Raw genomic sequence first — 23,435 nt, 5'->3', positions numbered from 1 at the left:
ATCATGTTCTTCACATAGTCGGCGTGGCCGGGGCAGTCGACGTGGGCGTAGTGACGGTTCTCGGTCTCGTACTCGACGTGAGCGGTCGAGATCGTGATGCCGCGGGCTTTCTCTTCCGGTGCGCCGTCGATCTGGTCGTAGGCGCGGAAGTCACCGAAATACTTCGTGATCGCCGCCGTCAGCGTCGTCTTCCCGTGGTCAACGTGACCGATCGTGCCGATGTTGCAGTGCGGTTTGCCGCGCTCAAACTTTTCCTTTGCCATGGTATTGGCTCCTCTTTTTGTCGGATGGTGGGGCGAGGCCCCAGCCTACGGTGGTGGGTAGGGCCCCCGGATCGGGTCCGGGGCGCCACCCGGCTTATGCGTATTTCGCCTGGATCTCGTCGGAGATGTTCTGCGGCACCGGATCGTAATGGTCGAACTGCATCGTGAACTGCGCGCGGCCCGAGGACATGGAGCGCAGGGTGTTGATGTAGCCGAACATGTTGGCCAGCGGCACGAAGGCGGCGATTGCCACAGCGTTGCCGCGCGGCTCCTGCCCCGACACCTGCCCGCGACGGGAGGTGAGATCGCCGATGATCGAACCGGTATACTCTTCCGGTGTGACCACCTCGACCTTCATCATCGGCTCGAGCAGCTTGGCGCCGGCCTTGCGCAGACCTTCGCGCATCGCCATCCGCGACGCGATTTCGAAGGCCAGGACCGAGGAGTCCACGTCGTGGAACTTGCCGTCGATCAGCGCGACCTTGAAGTCGATCACCGGGAAGCCCGCGAGCGGACCGGAGTCCATCACCGACTTGATGCCCTTTTCCACGCCCGGGATGTATTCCTTGGGCACGGCACCGCCGACGATCTTGCTCTCGAACGAGTAGCCTTCGCCCGGCTCTGTGGGGCTGATGACCAGCTTGACCTCGGCGAACTGACCCGAACCACCCGACTGCTTCTTGTGGGTATAGGTGTGCTCGATCTCGTGACCGATGGTCTCGCGATAGGCCACCTGCGGGGCGCCGATGTTGGCCTCAACCTTGAACTCGCGCTTCAGGCGGTCGACAAGAATGTCGAGGTGAAGTTCGCCCATGCCCTTCATGATGGTCTGACCGGACTCGAGGTCGGTCTCGACGCGGAAGGACGGGTCTTCGGCGGCCAGACGGGCCAGACCCTGGGACATCTTCTCCTGGTCGTTCTTGGTCTTCGGCTCGACCGCGATCTCGATCACCGGATCGGGGAAGGTCATGGTTTCCAGAACCACCGGCGAGTTGGCCGCGCAGAGCGTGTCACCGGTGGTGGTCTCTTTCAGACCGGCCAGCGCGATGATGTCGCCTGCAAAGGCTTCTTCGATCTCTTCGCGGTTGTTCGAGTGCATCATCATCATACGACCGATGCGCTCTTTCTTGCCCTTGGTCGAGTTCAGGATCGAGTCGCCCTTGTTCATCTTGCCCGAATAGATCCGGGTGAAGGTGAGCGAGCCCACGAACGGGTCGTTCATGATCTTGAACGCCAGGCCCGAGAACGGCTCGTCGTCATTCGCATGACGGGCGATGTTCCGGGTTTCTGTCTCGTCGTCCGGCGAGAAGCCCATGTAGGGCGGCACGTCGAGCGGACCGGGCAGGAAGTCGACCACGGCGTTGAGCAGCGGCTGGACGCCCTTGTTCTTGAAGGCCGAGCCACCCAGAACCGGAACGAAGGACAGCGACAGCGTGCCCTTGCGGATCAGATTCCGCAGGGTGGGGATGTCGGGCTCTTCGCCTTCCAGATAGGCTTCCATCGCGTCGTCGTCTTGCTCGACGGCGTGCTCGATCAGGTGCGAACGCCATTCGTCGGCGGTGGCCTTGAGGTCGTCACGGATCGGACCGCGCACCCAGGAGGCGCCCAGATCTTCGCCCTTCCAGACCCATTCTTCCATGGTCACGAGGTCGACGATGCCTTCGAGCTGGTCTTCGGCGCCGATCGGGAAGTTGACCGGAACCGGGATCGCGCCGGTGCGGTCCTTGATCATCTTCACGCAGTTGAAGAAGTCGGCACCGATCTTGTCCATCTTGTTGACGAACACCAGACGCGGAACCTTGTAGCGGTCGGCCTGACGCCACACGGTCTCGGTCTGCGGCTCGACGCCGGCGTTACCGTCCAGCAGCGCGATGGCACCGTCGAGCACGGCCAGCGAACGCTCGACTTCGATGGTGAAGTCAACGTGGCCGGGAGTGTCGATGATGTTGTAGCGGAACTTGGTGTCCGAGGTGCCCTCGGCGGTCGGATCTTCCTGCCACTGCCAGAAGGTGGTGGTGGCGGCCGAGGTGATGGTGATCCCGCGTTCCTGCTCCTGCTCCATCCAGTCCATGGTGGCGGCGCCATCATGAACTTCACCGATCTTGTGGGACCGGCCGGTGTAGAAGAGGATGCGCTCGGTCGTCGTGGTCTTGCCCGCGTCGATGTGGGCCATGATCCCGAAGTTGCGGTAGCGCTCCAGCGGATATTCGCGTGCCATGATGGACTGCCTTTCCCGGGTTTACCAGCGGTAGTGGCTGAACGCTTTGTTGGCGTCGGCCATCTTGTGAGTGTCTTCGCGCTTCTTCACGGCGGAGCCGCGGGACTGCACAGCGTCCAGAAGCTCGCCCGCCAGGCGCTCTTCCATGGTGTTCTCGTTGCGCGAGCGCGATGCGGTGATCAGCCAGCGGATGGCGAGAGCTTCGCGGCGCTCGGGGCGCACTTCGACGGGCACCTGATAGGTGGCACCGCCCACACGGCGCGAGCGAACCTCGACGGCCGGCTTGATGTTGTCCAGCGCCTCGTGGAACACTTCCACCGGCGCGCGCTTGACCTTGGTTTCGACCCGGTCGAGCGCGTTGTAGACGATTTTCTCCGCGACCGACTTTTTGCCGTCGATCATCAGGTTGTTCATGAACTTGGTCAGCACGACATCGCCATACTTGGCGTCGGGCAGGACTTCGCGCTTCTCTGCGGCGTGACGACGAGACATCTGTTTTTCCTCTTATTTCGGACGCTTCGCGCCGTACTTGGAGCGACGCTGCTTCCGGTCTTTGACGCCCTGGGTGTCCAGCACACCGCGCAGGATGTGGTAACGCACACCGGGAAGGTCTTTCACACGACCGCCACGGATGAGCACAACAGAGTGCTCTTGCAGGTTGTGGCTTTCGCCCGGGATGTAGCTGATCACTTCGAAGCCGTTGGTCAGGCGCACCTTGGCGACCTTCCGCATAGCGGAGTTCGGTTTCTTCGGCGTCGTGGTGTAGACGCGGGTGCAGACGCCGCGCTTCTGCGGGCATTCCTGCAGGTGCATCGACTTGGAACGTTTGACTTTGGGCTGCCGCGGCTTGCGGATCAGCTGCTGGATCGTGGGCATATGGGTCTCTTCCCCGTGTTTCTCACATATGTGCTGCACGGGGCGTCCCGTGCGGGTTCATCATTCAAGGCGCCCTGCGCGTCCGCAGGTCACCAGCGACGCGCCCTCCCCCGATAGTCAGGGACGACGCAAAGCACCGCATGCGTTCCCGGCAAGGAACGACGCGGTGGGTGTCCAGAGGATCGGGGCATCTTTCGGCCCGGATCGTGACCGCTTCAGTGCTGTAAAATGCGCCGGAGACACAAAGCCCCCTGCGAATTGAGGCGCGTATAGGGGGAGTCGCGGGGCTTGTCAACATAAGCCGCGTCTTGTCAGGGCAAAGCGGCAATGCGATGCAGGTGAAGTGCTTGTTTCAGAGGAGACGCGGCAATGCAAGTGATCGGGTTCTGCCGGTTTTCCTATCCCGCCGAGGGCGGCTTCCAGGTCGAACATGACGATACCGGCAGCCGCGAGGCCTATCTCTACGCGCCGGCGCGCATGGAAGAGCGGTTCCGGCATTTCGAGGCGATCTGCCTGCCCGGGCTGAAGGCGCAGACCGATCCGGATTTCACCTTTCTCATCCTGGTCGGGACCTCGCTGCCCGACGACCACCGCGCCCGGCTCGACGCGCTGGTCGCGGACTTCCCGCAGGCCCGCATCGTCGCACGCCCGCCCGGCCCGCATCGCGCCGTCTGTCAGGAGGCGATCAACGCCGCCCGCGACATGGCGCAGCCCTGCCTGCAATTCCGCCATGACGACGACGACGCGGTGGCGGTGGATTTCGTCGAGACCCTGCGCGAGGCGGCGCTCGATCTCTCCGCGCTGCGCGCCAAGCACCGGCTGGTGGGGCTCGACTGGAACCGCGGCTATATCGCGCGTCCGGATGCGGAGGGCATTTGCGGCGAGGAGACTGTGACGCCGTTCTGGGGCGTGGCCCAGGCCATGGCCGTGAAACCGGGCGTGAAACAGAGCATCATGAATTTCGGCCACAACAAGATTCTGCGCTTCATGCCCACGGTGAGCTTCACCGACAGCCTCATGTATGTGCGCGGCCATAACGACCACAACGACTCGCGCCAGAAGAAACATGTGAAGCCGGTCGCCCTGCCCCGGCTCGATGCCGCGGGCGAGGCACTGTTCCGCGACCGCTTCGCCATCGACGCGGATCGGGTGCGCGGGATCTTTGGCTGAGAGGCCGTTCTCTACGGCATGGCGTGACGTCCCCTTCAGCAACGGCCGCTGTGCGGACGAAACGGATCTTCGACGACAAGTGATCAATGTCCGCTCAACTTGCTGTACTCGCTAAAACACATTGAGTTCTTGAAGAAATTTCTTCCTAGGCACGCAAGTTTCAAATGGGCTTGCGATCAGAAGCCGAGGCCGTTCGACTGCCTGAAATTCCAGATGGCGAGGCGACCAGTTGTACACGCTTGTACCGACTTCATCTTCGACAAGAAGTAATCCATGAAAGTACCAGGAGTCTCCAGTTTTGGAGCCTGACCGGGTCGTATAGAAGGATAAACCGCGTAGTCCAATGATGGAGCCTAGTTCTCTCTTTATCGGACTGTGTTCACCAATGCAGAATGCACGGCTCGAAGATATTCCAACGGCACTTGAGTAAGCGAGTGGAACCATAGCTAGTGACCAACCCCCGACCAACACAGGCAACATAAAAGCGCCGCAGGCTAACAACCTAGTTTTTGCCCAACTGTTGAGATCAACAGAAAGGATGTGGCACACGCTATCGTCAAAGCAGTTCCGTGCAGTATGACCATCTCCGTTCCGCCTCCAGACAATGCGCTCATAAAGAGGGTTACAAACACCCCGGCGCCTGAAAACACCAAGGCAAAGATCGCCGCGAATACTACCGGCATTCTCCGATGATTGACGAATGAGACGGCCAAGACGGCAAGTGGCAGCATCGGCGAAACAGCGATCGACCATTCGAACCAAGTTGCCTCCGGCAGTGACGGATCTGTTAAAGGAACAGGAACAAAGCCAAGAGCGACAATAGCCGCTCCGACGAGTGCTGCATATCTTTGTGCATTGGAGAGAATATTCGTGTCCTCCGACGCGCTGGCCACCAGTGCCCCAATTCGATTTCTGCTGTAGCGGACATTGGTGGCAACGCAGCATTCTTGCAATATAGGCTCGAAGCGATCGTTCAGAAACAAACCGGATAGCCGCAGTCCACCGCGCACCGCTTGTCAGATGCCTCATACGAAAAAACCCCCGCATTTCTGCGGGGGTTTTCTGTTTTCGCTTGCCGAAACCGCTTATTCGCGGCTTTCCGGCGTATCCACCACGAGGTTGTCGAACTCGTCGCCCCCGATCACGTCGTTGCCCGACGTGTCGGCATCGGGTGCGGCCAGCGCGGCTGCGGCTTCCGCCTCGGCGCGCTTGACCTCGATCACCTTGCCGTCGCGCTCGGTGGCGATGCGGCGCACCCGCTGGGTCGCGCCACCGGTGCCCGCCGGGATCAGGCGGCCCACGATGACGTTCTCCTTGAGCCCGACCAGCTTGTCCTTCTTGCCCTGCACCGAGGCTTCGGTGAGCACCCGGGTGGTCTCCTGGAAGGAGGCCGCCGAGATGAAGGAGCGGGTCTGGAGCGACGCCTTGGTGATGCCGAGCAGGATCGGCTCGCCCTCGGCGGGACGGCCGTTCTTGGAGACCGCCTTGGCATTCGCCGCGTCGAACTCGGCCTTGTCCACATGCTCGCCCTTGAGCAGGGTCGTGTCGCCGCTGTCAGTGATTTCCCACTTTTGCAGCATCTGTCGGACGATGACCTCGACGTGCTTGTCGTTGATCTTCACGCCTTGCAGACGGTACACGTCCTGCACCTCGTCGATCATGTAGTTGGCCAGCGCCTCGATCCCCATGATGGCGAGGATGTCATGCGGCGCCGGGTTGCCGTCCATGATGTAATCGCCCTTCTGGACATAATCGCCTTCGACGACCGGAATGTGTTTCCCTTTCGGGATCATGTATTCCTTGGTCTCCAGCGTGTCGTCGGCAGGCTCGATGGCGATGCGGCGCTTGTTCTTGTAGTCCTTGCCAAAGCGCACATAGCCGTCGATCTCGGCGATGATGGCGTGGTCCTTGGGACGGCGCGCCTCGAAGAGTTCGGCCACACGCGGCAGACCGCCGGTGATGTCCTTGGTCTTCGCACCTTCGCGCGGGATCCGCGCCACGACGTCGCCGGCCTTGATCTCCTGCCCGTCTTCACAGGACAGGATCGCGTCCACCGACATCGGGTAGGTGATCGGGTTGCCCGCCGCGTTGCGCACCGGCTCGCCATCGGCATCCATCAGGATGATCTCCGGCTTGAGCTCGTTGCCCTTGGGCGCCGCGCGCCAGTCGACCACGATCTTCTGGGTCATGCCGGTGGCTTCGTCGGTCTCGTCGCGCACGGCAAGCCCGTTCACCAGGTCGACATGCCGGGCGATACCGTCCGCCTCGGCGATGATCGGCAGCGTGTAGGGATCCCACTCGAAGAGCTTGGCGCCGCGCTGGACGGTCTCGCCCTCCTTGACGAAGAGCTTGGTGCCGTAGCCCAGCTTGTGGCTGGCGCGCTCGGCCCCGTCCTCGCCCATGATCCGCAGCTTCATGTTGCGGCCCATGACCAGCGTCTCGCCGATGGCGTTCTCGAGCGTCGAGGCGTTCTCGAACTCGATCAGGCCCTCTTGCGAGGCTTCGAGGAAGGACTGCTGGCCACCCTGCGCCACGCCGCCGATGTGGAAGGTCCGCATCGTCAGCTGCGTGCCGGGCTCGCCGATCGACTGCGCCGCAATGATGCCGACAGCCTCGCCGGTGTTGACCATCGTGCCGCGTGCCAGGTCACGACCGTAGCACATGGCGCAGACGCCCTCCTCGGCCTCACAGGTCAGCGGCGAGCGGATGCGCGCGGTCTGCACCGCGGCCTCCTCGATGGCGTCGGACATGCGCTCGTCGATGAGCTGACCCTCGCGGATCAGCACCTCGTCGGTGCCGGGGACCATGATGTCCTCGGCCGCGACACGGCCCAGAACGCGCTCACCGAGGCTCGCCACCACTTCGCCGTCGTTGACCGCCGCTTCCGCAGTGATCGCGCGGTCGGTGCCGCAGTCGCGCATGCGCACGATGCAGTCCTGCGCCACGTCCACCAGACGGCGGGTCAGGTAGCCCGAGTTCGCCGTCTTCAGAGCGGTGTCGGACAGACCTTTCCGCGCGCCGTGGGTCGAGTTGAAGTATTCAAGAACGGTCAGACCTTCCTTGAAGTTCGAGATGATCGGGGTCTCGATGATGTCGCCGTTCGGCTTCGCCATCAGGCCGCGCATCCCGCCCAGCTGCTTCATCTGCGTGACCGAGCCACGGGCACCGGAGTGCGCCATCATGTAGACCGAGTTGGGTTCCATCTCGGAGCCATCCTCGGCGCGCTTGTTCGCCGAGATGGTGTTCATCATGGCGTCGGTGACCTTGTCGTTACATTTCGACCAGGCATCCACGACCTTGTTGTACTTTTCGCCCTGGGTGATCAGGCCGTCCATGTACTGCTGTTCGAAGTCCTTGACCTGCTCGCGGGTCTCTTCGACCAGCCCCCATTTGTTGTCGGGGATGACCATGTCGTCCTTGCCGAAGGAGATGCCCGCCTTGAACGCCTCCTTGAAGCCCATGGACATGATCTGGTCGCAGAAGATGACCGACTCCTTCTGACCGCAATAGCGGTAGACGGTGTCGATGACCCGCTGCACGTCCTTCTTCCGGAGCAGCGTGTTGACCAGCTCGAACGGCGCCTTGGCATTCATCGGCAGCAGCGCGCCGAGACGCACGCGGCCCGGCGTGGTCTCGTAACGCTTGACGATCTCCTGGCCGGTCTCGTCGATCTGCTTGACCCGGCAGGTGATCTTGGCGTGCAGATGCACCTCGCCCGCGGTCAGCGCGTGCTCGACCTCCTCGATGGAGGAGAAGGCCATGCCCTCGCCCTTCATGCCTTCGCGCATGATGGTCACGTAGTAGAGGCCGAGGATCATATCCTGCGACGGCACGATGATCGGCGCGCCGTTGGCCGGCGACAGCACGTTGTTCGTGGACATCATCAGGACACGCGCCTCGAGCTGCGCTTCCAGCGAAAGCGGCACGTGCACGGCCATCTGGTCGCCGTCGAAATCGGCGTTGAAGGCCGAACAGACGAGCGGGTGCAGCTGGATCGCCTTGCCCTCGATGAGCTGAGGCTCGAAGGCCTGGATGCCGAGACGGTGCAGCGTGGGCGCGCGGTTCAGCAGAACCGGGTGCTCGCGGATGACCTCGTCGAGGATGTCCCAGACCTCGGGACGCTCTTTCTCCACCAGTTTCTTCGCCTGTTTCACGGTGCTGGAGAGGCCCTTGGCCTCCAGCCGCGAATAGATGAAGGGCTTGAAGAGCTCGAGCGCCATCTTCTTCGGCAGGCCGCACTGGTGCAGCTTCAGTTCCGGACCCGTCACGATGACAGACCGGCCCGAGAAGTCGACGCGCTTGCCGAGAAGGTTCTGGCGGAAACGGCCCTGCTTGCCTTTCAGCATGTCGCTGAGCGATTTCAGCGGACGCTTGTTGGCACCGGTGATCACGCGGCCACGGCGACCGTTGTCGAAGAGCGCGTCGACGGCTTCCTGAAGCATCCGCTTCTCGTTGCGGACAATGATGTCCGGCGCGCGCAGCTCGATCAGCCGCTTGAGGCGGTTGTTCCGGTTGATCACCCGGCGATACAGGTCGTTGAGATCGGAGGTCGCGAAGCGGCCACCGTCCAGCGGCACCAGCGGGCGCAGTTCCGGCGGAATGACCGGGATCACGGTGAGGATCATCCATTCCGGGCGGTTGCCCGACTCGAGGAAGCTCTCCACCACTTTCAGGCGCTTGATGATCTTCTTGGGCTTCAGCTCGCCGGTGGCCTCCTTGAGGTCCATGCGCAGCTGCTCGGCCTCGGCTTCGAGGTCGATGGCGGCGAGCATCTCGCGGATCGCCTCGGCACCGATATTGGCGGTAAAGGCATCCATGCCGTACTGGTCCTGCGCGTCGAGGAACTCGTCCTCGGTGAGCATCTGGCCGTAGGTCAGATCCGTCAGGCCCGGCTCGATCACCACGTAGTTTTCGAAATAGAGCACACGCTCCAGATCGCGCAGCGTCATGTCCAGCATAAGGCCGATGCGCGAGGGCAGCGACTTGAGGAACCAGATATGGGCGCAGGGCGCGGCCAGTTCGATATGGCCCATGCGCTCGCGGCGCACCTTTTGCAGCGTGACTTCCACGCCGCATTTCTCGCAGACGACGCCGCGATATTTCATGCGCTTGTACTTGCCGCAGAGGCATTCGTAATCCTTGATCGGGCCAAAGATCCGCGCACAGAAGAGGCCGTCACGCTCGGGTTTGAACGTGCGGTAGTTGATCGTCTCGGGCTTCTTGATCTCACCGTAGGACCAGCTAAGGATCCGCTCGGGCGAGGCCAACGAGACCTTGATCTCGTCGAAAACCTTGGGCGGGGTCAGCGGGTTGAACGGGTTGTTCGTCAGTTCCTGGTTCATGTCAAAACCTTTGCGTCATGGCTGCGTCGGGGGGAGCGCCCAGGATTTTTCGTACGAAAAATCCTGGGCCGAAGAATTTTCGGACGAAAATTCTTCGTTACTCGTCCTCCTCCGCGTCCAGGAGTTCCATGTTCAGGCCGAGGCCGCGGACTTCCTTGACGAGCACGTTGAAGCTCTCGGGAACGCCCGCCTCGTAATTGTCCTCGCCCTTGACGATGCTTTCATAGACCTTGGTCCGGCCCGCCACGTCATCCGACTTCACGGTCAGCATTTCCTGAAGGGTATAGGCGGCGCCATAGGCTTCCAGAGCCCAGACCTCCATCTCCCCGAAGCGCTGACCGCCGAACTGCGCCTTACCGCCCAGCGGCTGCTGGGTGACGAGCGAGTACGGGCCGGTGGAGCGTGCGTGGATCTTGTCGTCGACCAGGTGGTGCAGCTTCAGCAGGTATTTCACACCCACCGTCACCTTCCGCGCGAACTCCTCGCCGGTGCGACCGTCGAAGAGGCGCGACTGGGCCGAAGAATCGAACCCTGCCCGCGTCAGCGCGTCGTCGATATCGGCTTCCTTGGCGCCGTCGAAGACCGGCGTGGCGATGGGCACGCCGCGCACCACGTTGCCCGCGGCTTCCACCAGACGGCCCTCGTCCATCTCGGCGATGCCCTCTTCATAGACCTCGTCGCCATAGGCGATGCGCATTGCTTCGCGTACCGGCGTCAGATCGCCGGAGCGGCGATAGTCCTGAAGCGCCTCGTCGATCTTGATGCCCAGACCGCGCGACGCCCAGCCCATGTGGGTTTCAAGGATCTGACCGACGTTCATCCGCGAGGGCACGCCCAGCGGGTTGAGGCAGAAGTCGACCGGCGTGCCGTCTTCGAGGAAGGGCATGTCCTCCATCGGAACGACGCGGGAGATCACCCCCTTGTTGCCGTGACGGCCGGCCATCTTGTCGCCCGGCTGAAGCTTGCGCTTCACCGCGACGAAGACCTTGACCATCTTCATCACACCCGGCGGCAGGTCGTCGCCGCGGCGGACCTTCTCGACCTTGTCCTCGAACCGTGCGTCGAGCTGGCGCTTCTGCGCCTCGTACTGCTCGTGCAGCGCCTCGATGATCTGCGCGTCGGACTCTTCCTCCAGCGCCAGCTGCCACCACTGGCCGCGCGACAGCGTGCCGAGCAGCTCTTCGGTGATCTCGCTGTTCGGACGCACGCCTTTCGGCCCCTTCACCGCGATCTTACCGAGGATCAGGTCGCGCAGACGGGCATAGATGTTGCGGTCGAGGATCGCCAGTTCGTCGTCCCGGTCACGGGCCAGACGTTCGACTTCCTCGCGCTCGATCTGCAACGCACGCTCGTCTTTCTCGACGCCGTGACGGTTGAAGACCCGCACTTCCACGACAGTGCCGTAATCGCCGGGCTTCACCCGCAGCGAGGTATCGCGCACGTCGGAGGCTTTTTCGCCGAAGATGGCGCGGAGCAGTTTTTCCTCCGGCGTCATCGGGCTTTCGCCCTTCGGCGTGATCTTACCCACGAGAATGTCGCCCGGCTCCACATCGGCACCGATATAGACGATGCCCGCCTCGTCGAGGTTGCGCAGCGCTTCCTCGCCGACGTTCGGGATGTCGCGGGTGATCTCTTCCGGCCCGAGCTTGGTATCGCGGGCGGCGACTTCGAATTCCTCGATATGGATCGAGGTGAACACGTCGTCACGCGCGATGCGCTCAGAGATCAGGATCGAGTCCTCGTAGTTGTAGCCGTTCCAGGGCATGAAGGCGACGATGACGTTCTTGCCGAGCGCCAGTTCCCCCATATCCGTCGACGGGCCGTCCGCAATGACCTCACCCTTGCCCACCACGTCGCCGACCTTGATCAGCGGACGCTGGTTGATGCAGGTGTTCTGGTTCGAGCGCTGGAACTTGCGCATCCGGTAGATATCCACACCGGCATCGCCCAGTTCCAGATCGGCGGTGGCGCGGATCACGATCCGCTGCGCATCGACCTGGTCGACAATACCCGCGCGATGCGCCTGGATCGCGGCGCCGGAGTCGATGGCGACCTTGCCCTCGATCCCGGTGCCCACCAGCGGCGCCTCCGAGCGCAGCGTCGGCACGGCCTGACGTTGCATGTTGGCGCCCATCAGGGCGCGGTTGGCGTCGTCGTTTTCCAGGAACGGGATGAGCGAGGCACCAACCGAGACCAGCTGTTTCGGCGACACGTCAATCAGGTCCACCGACTCGCGCGGGGCGAGGGTGTAGTCTCCCGACTGGCGGGTGTTAACCATCTCGTTGATGAATTCGCCGTTCTCGTCCAGCGTCGCGTTCGCCTGGGCGACCGTGTGGCGCATCTCCTCGGTGGCGGACATGTAATGCACTTCGTCCGTCACCTGGCTTTCCTTGACCACGCGATACGGGGTTTCGATGAACCCGTATTTGTTCACGCGCGCGAAGGTCGCCAGCGAGTTGATGAGACCGATGTTCGGGCCTTCCGGCGTCTCGATCGGGCACATGCGGCCATAGTGGGTCGGGTGCACGTCGCGCACCTCGAAGCCGGCACGCTCACGGGTCAGACCGCCCGGCCCAAGCGCCGAGAGGCGACGCTTGTGGGTCACTTCCGACAGCGGGTTTGTCTGGTCCATGAACTGCGACAGCTGCGAGGAACCGAAGAACTCGCGCACGGCGGCAGCCGCGGGCTTGGCGTTGATCAGATCCTGCGGCATCACGGTGTCGATCTCGACCGAGGACATACGCTCCTTGATCGCGCGCTCCATGCGCAGCAGGCCGACGCGGTACTGGTTTTCCATAAGCTCGCCGACGGAGCGGACGCGACGGTTGCCGAGGTGGTCGATGTCGTCCACTTCGCCCTTGCCGTCGCGCAGCTCCACCAGCGCCTTGATGCAGGCCACGATATCCTCGCGGTCCAGCGTGCGCTGGGTGTCGGGCTTTTCGAGCGCCAGACGCATGTTCATCTTCACCCGGCCCACGGCCGAGAGGTCGTAACGCTCGCTGTCGAAGAACAGCGTGTCGAAGAGCGACGAGGCGGCCTCGACGGTGGGCGGCTCGCCCGGGCGCATGACGCGGTAGATGTCCATGAGCGCGCTGTTGCGGTCCATGTTCTTGTCCTGCGCCATGGTATTCCGCATGTACGGACCCACGGTGATGTTGTCGATGTCGAGCACCGGGATATCGGTGATGCCCGCATCCAGCAGCTCTTTCAGGGAGCCGCCGGTCACCTCACCGTCCTTGTCGACGGTCCAGGTCAGCTCGTCGCCGGCTTCCACATAGATGGCGCCGGTGTCTTCGTTGATGATGTCCTTGGCCACGAACTTGCCGACGATCTGGTCGAAGGGCACCAGCAGGTTCTCGACCTTGCCCTCGTCGATCAGCTTTTTCACAGCGCGCGGGGTGATCTTCTTGGTGGCCTCGGCGATGATCTCGCCGGTATCCGCATCCACGAGATCATGGGTCGGGCGCGTGCCGCGCACCCGCTCGGGGAAGAACTTTGTGACCCAGCCTTCGCCGCGGCGCAGGGTGTAATCGACCGTCTTGTAATAGGCGTCCATGATCGCTTCCTGGTCGAGACCAAGAGCGTAGAGCAGCGTCGTCACCGGCAGTTTGCGGCGGCGGTCGATGCGCGCGAAGACGATATCCTTGGCGTCGAATTCGAAATCGAGCCACGAGCCGCGATAGGGAATGATGCGGCAGGCGAAGAGCAGCTTGCCCGAGCTGTGCGTCTTGCCTTTGTCATGGTCGAAGAACACGCCCGGCGAACGGTGCATCTGGGAGACGATGACCCGCTCGGTGCCGTTCACGATGAACGTGCCGTTCGGCGTCATGAGCGGCATGTCGCCCATGAACACGTCCTGTTCCTTGATGTCCTTCACCGATTTGGCGCCGGTATCCTCGTCGATATCGAACACGATGAGGCGCAGGGTGACCTTCAGCGGGGCGCTGTAGGTCATGTCGCGCTGCATGCACTCCTCGACGTCGTATTTCGGCTTTTCAAGCTCGTAATCGACGAATTCCAGAACGGCGGTCTCGTTGAAATCCTTGATCGGAAAGACCGACTGGAACACGCCCTTGATGCCCTCGCCATCCATGGGCTCGAGCTGGTCGCCGGATTTCAGGAAGAGTTCGTAGGAGGATTTCTGAACCTCGATGAGGTTCGGCATCTCCAGAACCTCACGAATTTTGCCGTAATATTTGCGAAGACGTTTCTGGCCAAGGAAACTTTGCGCCATAGGTCTGTTCACCTTTTCAGCTTCTCACCGGACGCGCATGCTGTCGGGCACCAGCGGCACGTCCATCCGAGACGGCAATTGTTCCGATCCATTCCTGGCCCCTGTCCCACCAAGGGCCTCCCGATCCTGGAACCTGCCTTAGAAAAGCCCTTGCGCGAAGGGCCTCTCTGAGACGGGTTCGGCTGGGCCCGGGAAACCCCCGGACCCAGCCTGATATCGCGATCACGCGGTATGCGCAGAGCCGCGCATTCGCCGTGATTACTTGAGCTCGATTTCCGCGCCTGCTTCTTCGAGCTTTTTCTTGATCTCTTCGGCTTCGTCCTTGGAGACGCCTTCTTTGACAGCCTTGCCGCCGGCTTCCACCAGCTCTTTGGCTTCTTTCAGGCCCAGGCCGGTGATACCGCGGACTTCCTTGATCACGTTGATCTTCTTGTCGCCAGCCGACTTGAGGATCACGTCGAATTCGGTTTTTTCCTCTTCAGCGGCGGCTTCGCCACCGGCTGCCGGGCCAGCCATCATGACCGCGCCGCCAGCGGCGGGCTCGATGCCGTACTCGTCTTTGAGGATGGTTTTCAGTTCCTGGGCTTCGAGCAGCGTCAGACCGACGATTTGCTCTGCAAGTGCTTTAAGATCAGCCATTTTGCGTTTTCCGTTTCTCTAGATGTGTTCCAACGTGCGGGTTTGCAACCCCACGAGTGTCTCTTGACTGCGCGTTACGCCGCCTCGGCCTTTTCCTCGATCGTGGAAAGGATGGAGGCGATGTTCGAAGCAGGGGCGCCAATCGCACCAGCGATGTTCGAAGCGGGTGCGCCGATACAGCCGACGATGGAAGCGATGAGCTCCTCGCGCGACGGCATTTTCGACACGGCCTCGACACCGGCCCGGTCCAGAGCCGCACCACCCATCGTCCCGCCAAGGATTTCGAACTTCTTGTTGTCCTTGGCGAAATCCTCGACCACCTTGGCGGCTGCCACGGGGTCTTCGGAGAAGGTGAGAACGGTCATGCCCTCGAGATATTGCGCGATGCTCTCGCTCGGCGTTCCCTCAAGGGCGATCTTGGCGAGCCTGTTCTTGGCGACGCGAACCGAAGTCTCGGCCGCGCTTGCGCGCGCCCGCAGGTCCGTCATCTCGGCAACCGTGAGACCCTCGTAGCGGGATACCACCACGACGCCAGAGCTTTCGAAGATCTGGCCGAGTTCCTCGACCACTTTCTCTTTCTGGGCTCTATCCACAGTTTCACTCCAATTGTGGAGGGGCGACCCCTCCGGCTCGGTTCTGTCCGGGCAAGCCCGGACGACAAGGTCCGATCGGGTCGTCGCATCGCGTCGCCGGAACACATAGGTCCGGAACGTATGTCTCTTCCCGTCTCGGGCAGGAATTACAGGATTGCTCCAACCCACCGTCTCGGACGAATAGAGGGTCGCCACGAATCGCGCGGAAACCCTCAGGAGGTCCGGATACCGGCTTTTGGACGCTATGCCAAGCCCGGATGCAATCACGGGCGCGGCGTCGGCGGAAAATGCCTCGCATAAGTGTCGCAGATCGCGGCGAGCCCGTCCACTTGGATCGCCGGGGTTGTCACAAAACCGCTCATCCCGGCGAGACCACTCCAGCCAATGCAAAAAGGGCGGACCCGCGGGCCCGCCCTTTCGCAAAATCACAGATCGCAGAGGATCACTCGGTCGCGGCGTTGGCCACGTCGACGGTCACGCCCGGGCCCATTGTGGAGCTGAGCGAGATCTTCTGCATATAGGTGCCCTTGGCACCGGCCGGCTTGGCCTTGGCAACCGCGCTGACGAAGGCACGGATGTTCTCGACCAGCTTGGCTTCGTCGAAGGAAGCCTTGCCGACGCCGGCATGGACCACACCGCCCTTTTCAGCGCGGAACTGGACCTGGCCGCCCTTGGCGTCCTTGACGGCCTGAGCGACATCCATGGTCACCGTGCCGACCTTGGGGTTCGGCATCAGGTTGCGCGGGCCGAGCACTTTGCCCAGACGGCCGACGATCGGCATCATGTCCGGGGTCGCGATGCAGCGGTCGAACTCGATGGTGCCGCCCTGGATGGTTTCCATCAGGTCTTCGGCGCCCACGATGTCGGCCCCTGCGGCCTGAGCTTCCTCGGCCTTGGGGCCACGGGCGAACACGGCGACGCGCATGGTCTTGCCGGTGCCGTTCGGCAGGCCGATCACGCCACGGACCATCTGGTCGGCGTGACGGGTGTCGACACCCAGGTTCATCGCGATTTCGACGGTTTCGTCGAACTTGGCGCTGGCCGACGACTTGACGAGCGCAACGGCCTCCTCGACGGTCAGGTTTTCCTTGCCGACAAAGGCTTCGCGGACGGCGCGGGTACGTTTTCCGAGCTTTGCCATCTTACTTCACCTCGATGCCCATGGACTTGGCGGAGCCAAGGATGATCTGCATTGCCGCTTCGACGTCGTTCGCGCTGAGGTCCTTCATCTTGGCCTCGGCGATCTCGCGCACCTGCTTGGTGGTCACGGTGGCAACGGTCTCGCGGCCGGGGTTCTCGGCACCGCGCGGGCGGTTCCGCTTGCCCACGGGCTTCAGACCGGCAGCCTTCTTCAGGTAATAAGACGCGGGCGGCGTCTTGATGTCCATGGTGAAGGACTTGTCCTGATAGTAGGTGATCACGGTCGGGCACGGCGCGCCGGGCTCCATTTCCTGCGTCTTGGCGTTGAACGCCTTGCAGAATTCCATGATGTTGATGCCGCGCTGACCCAGGGCCGGGCCCACGGGCGGCGAGGGGTTGGCTTTGCCTGCAGGGATCTGCAGCTTCATCTTGCCGGCGAGCTTCTTGGCCATCGGCGTATCTCCTGTTCCATCTTCCCAGACGACGCGTCGCCGGGATGTTCATGTGGCGTGGTCTGGTCCGGACATCGCGATGCCCTCGCCTCCCACGAACGCGACACCTCCGACTCGCATCGGAAGGCCACGAGCGCGCCCTTTACCGCGCATGGCGCAGCTTGGCAAGGCGCGTCAGCCCCGGCGCACCTCCGACAGACCGGCAAGCCTTGCGAACCGCGCCAGCTCGGCATCGAGCCGCGCCTCGCGCGCCTTCGATGGGCGCACACCCGCCTCCCACCAGAAATTGGGCACGCTCAGCAGCCCGGTCTTGCGGTCGCCTCTGGCTTCGATCCGCCCGACGAAACGATCTCCTTCGAGCAACGGATAGATGTAGTAGCCCCATTGCCGCTTCGCCTCCGGCACGAACATCTCGACCGTGTAGTCGAAGCCGAACAGGCGTTTCAGACGCACCCGATCTCGGATCGCCGGATCGAACGGGTTCAGCAGGCGCAGCCGCCCGCCAGGCGCGGGCGCCGCCTCCAGACGCTCTTCGATGTCGGGGCAGGCCACAGCCTTGGTCCAGCGGCCATCGGCCCCCTCGATCTCGACCGGCAGCGGCTGGCGGCGCTCGGCCCAGCCCGCCACCTCGGCAACCTCGGTGGCATCCCAGAACTTGCGCAGCTCGCCCAGGGTGCCAAAGCCCAGGCGATCCAGCGCCGCCTCGCACAGCCCGTCGATCTGCGCCTCGTCGGACAGCAGCTCGACCTCGGGAAAGATCCGCTCCGCCAGATCGTAATACTTGACGACACCCTCGCGATGACAGGTCGCGAGCACCCCGGCATACCAGAGATAATCGAGCGCCTTCTTGTGCGGCGGGCGCTGCCACATGGCGCGCTTTTCCACCACCGTGTCGAAATCGCGGGTGCAGAGCGGCCCCTCCTCACGGATGCGGGCCAGGATCTCCTGCGTCAGCTCCTCCGAGGCGATCCCCACATACCACGATCCGCTGACCTTTTGCTTCATCCGGTCGAACTGCCGGCGCCAGAGCGGCAGCATCTCCATCGGCAGCACCGAGGCATCATGGGTGAAATGCTCGAAGACCTGTCGCTTGCGGAGCAGCCTGTCGAGCATCGGCTCGCGATAGGACTGCGCCCGCGACCACAGGATATGATGATGCGCGCGCGAGACCACCTGGATCGTGTCGAGCTGCACGAAGCCCAGATCGCGAATGACCCGCAGCGCATCGTCGCCGGAGGGCGCGGCGCTCAGCCCGTGAGAGGCGAGCCAGAGCCGGCGGGCATCGGCATTGGCGATACGGAGGGGAGCGGGGGCAGCCATGCCGCAGCTTTCGCCAATCGCCGCGGGATTGGCAACCGGCCAAACAAAAGCCCCGCCGGATGGCTCCGACGGGGCGCGTTCGCAAACACTGAGAGGCCTCTTACTCTTTCGAGACCTGTGTGTATTCCAGCTCGACCGGGGTTTCCCGACCGAAGATCGACACCGCCACACGCAGGCGCTGATTGTCGTCGTCCACGCTCTCGATCATGCCGTCGAAGCCCTCGAACGGGCCGTCGTTGACCTTGACCTTCTCGCCCACCTCGAAATGGATGAGCGTGCGCGGCGCCTCGTCGCTTTCCTGCACACGGCCCAGGATCGCCTCGACCTCGGCATCGCGCATCGGCATCGGGCGCCCCTGCGGACCGAGGAACCCGGTCACCCGGTTGATCGAGTTGACCAGGTGATAGCCCTGATCCGACATCTCCATATGGACCAGCACATAACCGGGCATGAAGCGGCGCTCGGTGGCGACCTTCTTGCCACGGCGCACCTCGATCACTTCCTCGGTGGGCACCAGAACCTCGTCGATCTGGTCTTCCAGCCCCTGTTCTTCGACAGATTGCCGGATCTGTTCCGCGATCTTCTTCTCGAAGTTCGACAGAACGCTGACCGAGTACCACCGCTTTGCCATCTGGCCCCTCTTCCAATCTCTCGGCCGGTCTCTGCCGGCATCGTCCTGCCCCAAACGAAAACCGGCGTGCAACTCGAATCGCTGCACGCCCGTCTGAGGAAAGTGTGTCGCTCACTACCCCCCTGCCCCTGCGATTTCAAGAGGCAGACCGGGTTTCAGGCCGTTGCGCCTAGCCGAACATCGACAGCAGCCCCTGAAGGCCGCCGCGGATCAGAATGTCGACCAGCGCAAAGAACGCCGCGGTGAGCGCCGCCATAATAAAGACGGTGACCGTGGTGAGCATCACTTCGCGGCGCGTGGGCCAGACGATCTTGCCGATCTCGGCCCGGGTCTGCTGGATGAACTGGATGGGATTGGCCATTGCCGCCTGCTTTCCGTTTCCGTGCGGGTTTCGGGCGATATACGCAGAGAGCCCCGCGCTGGCAAGCCTTGCGCCCAGCTTGCCCCCGGGCGCGCGCGAAACTCAACGTCACGTCACGCCCGCTTCACCTCACTGCGAGCGGTTTTCACGAAACTCTGACGCGCACGCGCAATTTTGCCGGCAACCTTTCACGGCGTTCGGCGTTTGCGGGCGCGTTAAGAGAAAACTCATCCATGGCAACGGGTTAAAATATCGAAGCCGGCGATTTTTCGGTCGGAACCAATCCCCCCGCGGCCCTGTTGTGTCGCCAGGAAGCACGAGGCACCCGACGCCTCGGCGAGAGGAACCGAAGATAGAAAGGAACGTCATTATGAAACGCCTTCTGACCGCCACCGCCCTGAGCACCATCGTCGCAACCAGCGCCTTCGCCGCAAGCGAAGCCGAAATGAATGCGATCACGATGTACTACCCGGATGCCAATTTCGAGGCACTCTCCGACGATCAGGTCACCGAGATGTTCGCCGTCGCCAACAGCGGCGCAAGCGATACTGACAAACGTTCGCAGATCGAGGAAATCGCTTCGGCCGACAACCCGTCCGCCTCGACCGCCGTCGAGCAAGATCTTCAGGTTTACGTTCCGGAATGGCGCCTGGACGAAATGTCGAGCGCCGAGCGTGAGCAAATGGTCGCGCTGGTGACAGAGAGCGACGATCCCGCCGAAACCCGCGTGCAGATCGTTGACTCGATGAGCGACGCCGCTCCGAACCTGACCACCGGCGAAGTGAGCGCGCTCGAGCAACTTGTGCCCGAAGCAGATTACAGCGTGTTGTCGACCGAGCAGGTGAACGACCTCCGCGCAACGCTCTACGGCGGCGCAGACGACAGCGAGAAGAAGAGCGACATCGAACGGATCATGTCGTAAGATACTGATCTTCTCTGAAAGGGCCGCGCAGTGTCGCGGCCCTTTTTCATGACTGAAAACGTCAGACCTGACAACGTATGCCTGGTCATGCAACGTCATGCCTGGAAAGCCGCGTTTTCCGCCGATGTCTGGAAGTGGCAGGGGCAGCAGGGTTCGAACCCGCGACCTACGGTTTTGGAGACCGTCGCTCTACCAGCTGAGCTATACCCCTAAGGCCGGGCTCCCGTGTACGAAAGGGCGCGCGCCTTTGCAAGCGGGAAAACGGCCTCAGATCCAGCGCAGTCGCCGCAGGATTGCGAGTTGCAACGTGACCACCACAGCAAGCCCGCCGACAAAGATCCAGAACGCCCCGGGATACGCCGCGCCGGGCATGCCGGCGACATTGATTCCGAACAATCCGGTGAGGAAGCCCAGCGGCAGAAACAGCGCAGAGAGAATCGAGATCATGTACATGTTGCGGTTCAATCGTTCCGATTGCTGGCCCGCAAGCTCGTCGCGCACCAGCGCCATGCGCTCGCGCATCGCGTCGGCATCCTCCACCACACGCTCCAGCGCATCCAGCTCCTCGGCGAGGTGGCGCAGGTCGTCTGCTTCCAGCCAGACCGGATGCGCCGCCTGAAGAGCGCGCAGCGCGTCGCGCTGAGGTTGCAGATAGCGCCGCAGGATGATCGCCCGGCGGCGCAGCTCCACCAGCCGGCCGCGCAGCTCGCCGCCGGCCCCGTCCAGCACCGCCTCCTCCAGTTCGTCGGCCTCGTCGTCGATGCCCGCCCAAAAGAATTCGATTCGGTAGGTCAGCCGCTCCACCAGCGACACGAGAAAGCCGGCGCAATCCTCCGGTCCGTGGCCCGCCGCCAGCTCGGCCGCGATATCTTCGATCGCGCGCACCGGGCGACGCGACAGGCTGACGATACGGCGCTGATCGATCCAGAGCCGTACCGAGACCATGTCCTCGGGATCCTCGCCCGTCACCGTGTTGATGCCGCGCAGGATCACTATCAGGCCCTCACCCAACCGGGTGACGCGCGGGCGGGTTTCCTCGGCCACCAGCGCGTCAATGATCGTGGGATCGAGATAAGACAGGTTTTCCACGATCCAGGCCGGCGTGTCCGGGTGATGGGCGCGCAGATGCACCCAGCCCAGGTCATCGCCGCGCAGCAGTGCCGGCGCCTCGGCCGGACTCAGCGCCGTGCCGCGCCCGGCGCCGTTCAGCGCAAAACCGGTCTCAATTGCATCGTCGAAACGGGGGGCGAGCTCCTGCATGATCCGAACATATCCGCGCCCCGGCGGCACGCAAGCAGCTTCCGCACGGTCTATATTCGGCCTTTATTGGTATGTTCATAAATGCACACTCAATCTGCACTGAACGGTTTAGGGTGGTTAGATACCTTTCGCTCACGCGGAATGCCCTCAACCCACCGCCGGACGACGCGCGCGATCTGTCATTTTTCTGTTATTTTCGACACTCCCGGCGCCCTATAGGAAGCATTCCGATCACAGTCAAATACACGTTTTCGAGAGCTGTCGTGAGCGCTCGCGTGATTTGCTAATCCCCTGATCCGAAACGATATCACGGGTGTCCCGCCACGAAACGGACGGGATGGACACGCACCGCAAAGGTGCTTTGAACACATTAAGGAAGGAAAGAAACATGAAACGCTTTATCGCACTCACCGCCGCCGCCGTCACCGCAGCCTCCGCCTTTGCAGGCGCCGCTTCGGCCCAGACCTACAGCACCGGCGACGCAGCCCGTGCCGCTCTGTCGCGCATCGCGCCCGAGTCCAACGTGTCGGCTCTCAGCAACGCCGAAGCCGTCGCCGTGTATCAGGTGGTGCAGGGCGAAACCGGCGCAGGCAATGCCAAAGCCACTGCCGAAGCCATGATCCGCAACTACCAATGAGTGCGGAACCCCGCAGGGAACCTGGCCAGCGCCAGCTCCCTGCGGATAGGCTCGATAGCCTGACACGATAAGGGGCGCCGACGAGGCGCCCCTTAAATTTTGCCCGGCGGCGTTGCCCCACACCACGCGCCCGCCGCCGGCGCGCTGCCCCGGCCTCTACCGGCAGGGCTGCCCCGGCCATCATCTCCAACCCGATTCACACCTAAGGCTTACAGACGCACATCCGCGTGCGCCTGAGAGACCGTGCGCGCCTGCATCGCGGATCGCAGGTGTAAGAGACCCCGCGCAAGCCGGGATCCAAGCCATTGTCAGCCCGAAAACGAGCTGTTCACCATTGCACAATCCCCCTGCGACACCCCCACCAGCGTTCGAAAACCCTCTAATCTCACGCCCCTCTCGCGCCGATGCGCTTGCCTGAAACAGGCTGAAACCCCTTGTTTTACTGACCTCTGGAGGCCTCGCGACGGGCCCTGGAAAGCCAGTGCTCACGTTCCAGGGCACGATTTCGCGACCGACCGTGAGCGCTTGCGTGATTTGCTAATCGCCTGATGCAGAACGATATCTCTGTCATCCCGCCACGAAACGGACGGGCAGAAACGCTCCAAGACGGAGCATCGTATCAGTAAGGAAGGAAAGAAACATGAAACGCTTTATCGCACTCACCGCCGCCGCCGTCACCGCAGCCTCCGCCTTTGCAGGCGCCGCTTCGGCCCAGACCTACAGCACCGGCGACGCAGCCCGTGCCGCTCTGTCGCGCATCGCGCCCGAGTCCAACGTGTCGGCTCTCAGCAACGCCGAAGCCGTCGCCGTGTATCAGGCGGTGCAGGACGAAACCGGCGCAGGCAACACCAAAGCCGCAGCCGAGGCCCTGATCCGCAACTACCAATGAGCGCGGATATCCGCAGGGAGCCCGGCAATCGCCAGCTCCCTGCGGACAGGCCCGACAATCTGACACGATAAGGGGCGCCGAGGAGGCGCCCCTTGTATTTTGTCCGACGCCCCGGCAACGATCCCGGGTCTCTGCGTGCCCCGACGCTGCAAAAGAAAAGGCCGGGCGGAGCGGATCCACCCGGCCTTTCTGTGTCCCAGGAGTCGCGCCCGGCAGATCCGGAAGATGCCGGATCGCCTGCTGCGGAAGGGCGGAAGGCCCGCTTACTCGAGGATCTTGGAGACGACGCCGGAACCGACGGTGCGGCCACCTTCGCGGATGGCGAAGCGCAGGCCGTCTTCCATGGCGATCGGCGCGATCAGCTCGACGGTGAACTTCAGGTTGTCGCCCGGCATCACCATCTCGGTGCCCTCGGGCAGCGTCACGGTGCCGGTCACGTCCGTCGTGCGGAAGTAGAACTGCGGACGGTAGTTCGCAAAGAACGGCGT

At 62.8% G+C, this 23,435-nt stretch carries 19 protein-coding genes, 1 tRNA gene and 1 pseudogene; 4 read left to right on the top strand and 17 right to left on the bottom strand.

What is annotated here, in order from left to right; translation table 11 throughout:
- The 4 genes from I6N89_RS23810 to rpsL all read right to left on the bottom strand — a co-directional run.
- Positions 1 to 263, bottom strand: a 263-nt coding sequence (locus tag I6N89_RS23810; protein ID WP_207017495.1) for a GTP-binding protein, incomplete at its 3' end; no start/stop codon positions are given.
- A gap of 94 nt (positions 264 to 357) precedes the next feature.
- Positions 358 to 2,481: an elongation factor G gene (gene fusA / locus I6N89_RS23805; protein ID WP_207020800.1), complete on the bottom strand. Its 2,124-nt coding sequence runs from the start codon at positions 2,479 to 2,481 to the stop codon at positions 358 to 360.
- A gap of 21 nt (positions 2,482 to 2,502) precedes the next feature.
- Complete coding sequence (rpsG, locus tag I6N89_RS23800; protein ID WP_076696763.1) at positions 2,503 to 2,973, bottom strand: 30S ribosomal protein S7; 471 nt, start codon at positions 2,971 to 2,973, stop codon at positions 2,503 to 2,505.
- A 12-nt stretch (positions 2,974 to 2,985) separates the two neighbouring features.
- Positions 2,986 to 3,357 carry a 30S ribosomal protein S12 gene (rpsL, locus tag I6N89_RS23795; protein ID WP_007118826.1) on the bottom strand — a complete coding sequence of 124 codons (372 nt, stop codon included), beginning with the start codon at positions 3,355 to 3,357 and terminating at the stop codon, positions 2,986 to 2,988.
- A 369-nt stretch (positions 3,358 to 3,726) separates the two neighbouring features.
- Between rpsL and I6N89_RS23790 the strand changes: the two genes are divergently transcribed.
- Positions 3,727 to 4,527, top strand: coding sequence for a putative rhamnosyl transferase (locus tag I6N89_RS23790; RefSeq protein ID WP_207020799.1), 801 nt, complete (start codon positions 3,727 to 3,729; stop codon positions 4,525 to 4,527).
- A gap of 494 nt (positions 4,528 to 5,021) precedes the next feature.
- Here I6N89_RS23790 and I6N89_RS23785 read toward each other — a convergent pair whose 3' ends face one another.
- The 10 genes from I6N89_RS23785 to secE all read right to left on the bottom strand — a co-directional run bounded on the left by I6N89_RS23785 (position 5,022) and on the right by secE (position 19,239).
- Positions 5,022 to 5,510, bottom strand: coding sequence for a hypothetical protein (locus I6N89_RS23785; RefSeq protein ID WP_207020798.1), 489 nt, complete (start codon positions 5,508 to 5,510; stop codon positions 5,022 to 5,024).
- Between the two features lie 102 nt (positions 5,511 to 5,612).
- Positions 5,613 to 9,869: a DNA-directed RNA polymerase subunit beta' gene (gene rpoC / locus I6N89_RS23780; protein ID WP_207020797.1), complete on the bottom strand. Its 4,257-nt coding sequence runs from the start codon at positions 9,867 to 9,869 to the stop codon at positions 5,613 to 5,615.
- Between the two features lie 97 nt (positions 9,870 to 9,966).
- Positions 9,967 to 14,103, bottom strand: a complete 4,137-nt coding sequence (rpoB, locus tag I6N89_RS23775) for a DNA-directed RNA polymerase subunit beta (protein ID WP_207020796.1) — start codon at positions 14,101 to 14,103, stop codon at positions 9,967 to 9,969.
- A gap of 258 nt (positions 14,104 to 14,361) precedes the next feature.
- Positions 14,362 to 14,742 (bottom strand): 50S ribosomal protein L7/L12, encoded by a 381-nt coding sequence (gene rplL / locus I6N89_RS23770; protein WP_076696776.1) that lies wholly within the window; start codon positions 14,740 to 14,742, stop codon positions 14,362 to 14,364.
- 74 nt (positions 14,743 to 14,816) lie between these two features.
- Positions 14,817 to 15,335 carry a 50S ribosomal protein L10 gene (gene rplJ, locus I6N89_RS23765; protein WP_207020795.1) on the bottom strand — a complete coding sequence of 173 codons (519 nt, stop codon included), beginning with the start codon at positions 15,333 to 15,335 and terminating at the stop codon, positions 14,817 to 14,819.
- A 442-nt stretch (positions 15,336 to 15,777) separates the two neighbouring features.
- The gene (rplA, locus tag I6N89_RS23760) at positions 15,778 to 16,476 is read right to left on the bottom strand and encodes a 50S ribosomal protein L1 (RefSeq protein WP_207020794.1); all 699 of its coding nucleotides are present in this window, start codon (positions 16,474 to 16,476) and stop codon (positions 15,778 to 15,780) included.
- Between the two features lies 1 nt (position 16,477).
- Complete coding sequence (gene rplK, locus I6N89_RS23755; protein ID WP_076696781.1) at positions 16,478 to 16,927, bottom strand: 50S ribosomal protein L11; 450 nt, start codon at positions 16,925 to 16,927, stop codon at positions 16,478 to 16,480.
- A gap of 174 nt (positions 16,928 to 17,101) precedes the next feature.
- Positions 17,102 to 18,247 (bottom strand): winged helix-turn-helix domain-containing protein, encoded by a 1,146-nt coding sequence (locus tag I6N89_RS23750; protein ID WP_207020793.1) that lies wholly within the window; start codon positions 18,245 to 18,247, stop codon positions 17,102 to 17,104.
- A 100-nt stretch (positions 18,248 to 18,347) separates the two neighbouring features.
- Entirely contained in the window at positions 18,348 to 18,878 is a 531-nt protein-coding gene (gene nusG / locus I6N89_RS23745) for a transcription termination/antitermination protein NusG (protein ID WP_076696785.1), read from the bottom strand.
- Between the two features lie 169 nt (positions 18,879 to 19,047).
- Entirely contained in the window at positions 19,048 to 19,239 is a 192-nt protein-coding gene (secE, locus tag I6N89_RS23740; RefSeq protein WP_076696787.1) for a preprotein translocase subunit SecE, read from the bottom strand.
- 370 nt (positions 19,240 to 19,609) lie between these two features.
- Here secE and I6N89_RS23735 point away from each other — a divergent pair, with 370 nt between their 5' ends.
- Entirely contained in the window at positions 19,610 to 20,161 is a 552-nt protein-coding gene (locus I6N89_RS23735) for a hypothetical protein (protein ID WP_207020792.1), read from the top strand.
- A gap of 135 nt (positions 20,162 to 20,296) precedes the next feature.
- Here the strand turns inward: I6N89_RS23735 and I6N89_RS23730 are convergent.
- Positions 20,297 to 20,372 (bottom strand) — tRNA-Trp (locus I6N89_RS23730).
- A gap of 56 nt (positions 20,373 to 20,428) precedes the next feature.
- Entirely contained in the window at positions 20,429 to 21,421 is a 993-nt protein-coding gene (locus I6N89_RS23725; RefSeq protein ID WP_207020791.1) for a zinc transporter ZntB, read from the bottom strand.
- A gap of 388 nt (positions 21,422 to 21,809) precedes the next feature.
- Here I6N89_RS23725 and I6N89_RS23720 point away from each other — a divergent pair, with 388 nt between their 5' ends.
- Together I6N89_RS23720 and I6N89_RS23715 are read left to right on the top strand one after the other, a co-directional pair.
- On the top strand, positions 21,810 to 22,058 hold the full coding sequence (locus I6N89_RS23720) for a hypothetical protein (RefSeq protein ID WP_207020790.1): 249 nt from the start codon (positions 21,810 to 21,812) through the stop codon (positions 22,056 to 22,058).
- 640 nt (positions 22,059 to 22,698) lie between these two features.
- Complete coding sequence (locus I6N89_RS23715) at positions 22,699 to 22,947, top strand: hypothetical protein (RefSeq protein ID WP_207020789.1); 249 nt, start codon at positions 22,699 to 22,701, stop codon at positions 22,945 to 22,947.
- Between the two features lie 263 nt (positions 22,948 to 23,210).
- Here the strand turns inward: I6N89_RS23715 and tuf are convergent.
- A pseudogene (tuf, locus tag I6N89_RS23710) lies at positions 23,211 to 23,435 on the bottom strand (elongation factor Tu); the annotation flags it as partial.

It is taken from the genome of Salipiger abyssi, from assembly GCF_017311415.1.
GTDB lineage: Bacteria > Pseudomonadota > Alphaproteobacteria > Rhodobacterales > Rhodobacteraceae > Salipiger > Salipiger abyssi_A.
The sequence above is the reverse complement of the archived record's forward strand: the minus strand, read 5'-3'. Positions and strand labels throughout refer to the sequence as shown.

Bases quoted from the DNA above. Each gene is read 5' to 3' on its own strand.
- fusA (WP_207020800.1), bottom strand. From the start codon at position 2,481: ATGGCACGCGAATATCCGCTGGAGCGCTACCGCAACTTCGGGATCATG.
- rpsG (WP_076696763.1), bottom strand. From the start codon at position 2,973: ATGTCTCGTCGTCACGCCGCAGAGAAGCGCGAAGTCCTGCCCGACGCC.
- rpsL (WP_007118826.1), bottom strand. From the start codon at position 3,357: ATGCCCACGATCCAGCAGCTGATCCGCAAGCCGCGGCAGCCCAAAGTC.
- I6N89_RS23790 (WP_207020799.1), top strand. From the start codon at position 3,727: ATGCAAGTGATCGGGTTCTGCCGGTTTTCCTATCCCGCCGAGGGCGGC.
- rpoC (WP_207020797.1), bottom strand. From the start codon at position 9,869: ATGAACCAGGAACTGACGAACAACCCGTTCAACCCGCTGACCCCGCCC.
- rpoB (WP_207020796.1), bottom strand. From the start codon at position 14,103: ATGGCGCAAAGTTTCCTTGGCCAGAAACGTCTTCGCAAATATTACGGC.
- rplL (WP_076696776.1), bottom strand. From the start codon at position 14,742: ATGGCTGATCTTAAAGCACTTGCAGAGCAAATCGTCGGTCTGACGCTG.
- rplA (WP_207020794.1), bottom strand. From the start codon at position 16,476: ATGGCAAAGCTCGGAAAACGTACCCGCGCCGTCCGCGAAGCCTTTGTC.
- rplK (WP_076696781.1), bottom strand. From the start codon at position 16,927: ATGGCCAAGAAGCTCGCCGGCAAGATGAAGCTGCAGATCCCTGCAGGC.
- I6N89_RS23750 (WP_207020793.1), bottom strand. From the start codon at position 18,247: ATGGCTGCCCCCGCTCCCCTCCGTATCGCCAATGCCGATGCCCGCCGG.
- nusG (WP_076696785.1), bottom strand. From the start codon at position 18,878: ATGGCAAAGCGGTGGTACTCGGTCAGCGTTCTGTCGAACTTCGAGAAG.
- secE (WP_076696787.1), bottom strand. From the start codon at position 19,239: ATGGCCAATCCCATCCAGTTCATCCAGCAGACCCGGGCCGAGATCGGC.
- I6N89_RS23735 (WP_207020792.1), top strand. From the start codon at position 19,610: ATGAAACGCCTTCTGACCGCCACCGCCCTGAGCACCATCGTCGCAACC.
- I6N89_RS23725 (WP_207020791.1), bottom strand. From the start codon at position 21,421: ATGCAGGAGCTCGCCCCCCGTTTCGACGATGCAATTGAGACCGGTTTT.
- I6N89_RS23720 (WP_207020790.1), top strand. From the start codon at position 21,810: ATGAAACGCTTTATCGCACTCACCGCCGCCGCCGTCACCGCAGCCTCC.
- I6N89_RS23715 (WP_207020789.1), top strand. From the start codon at position 22,699: ATGAAACGCTTTATCGCACTCACCGCCGCCGCCGTCACCGCAGCCTCC.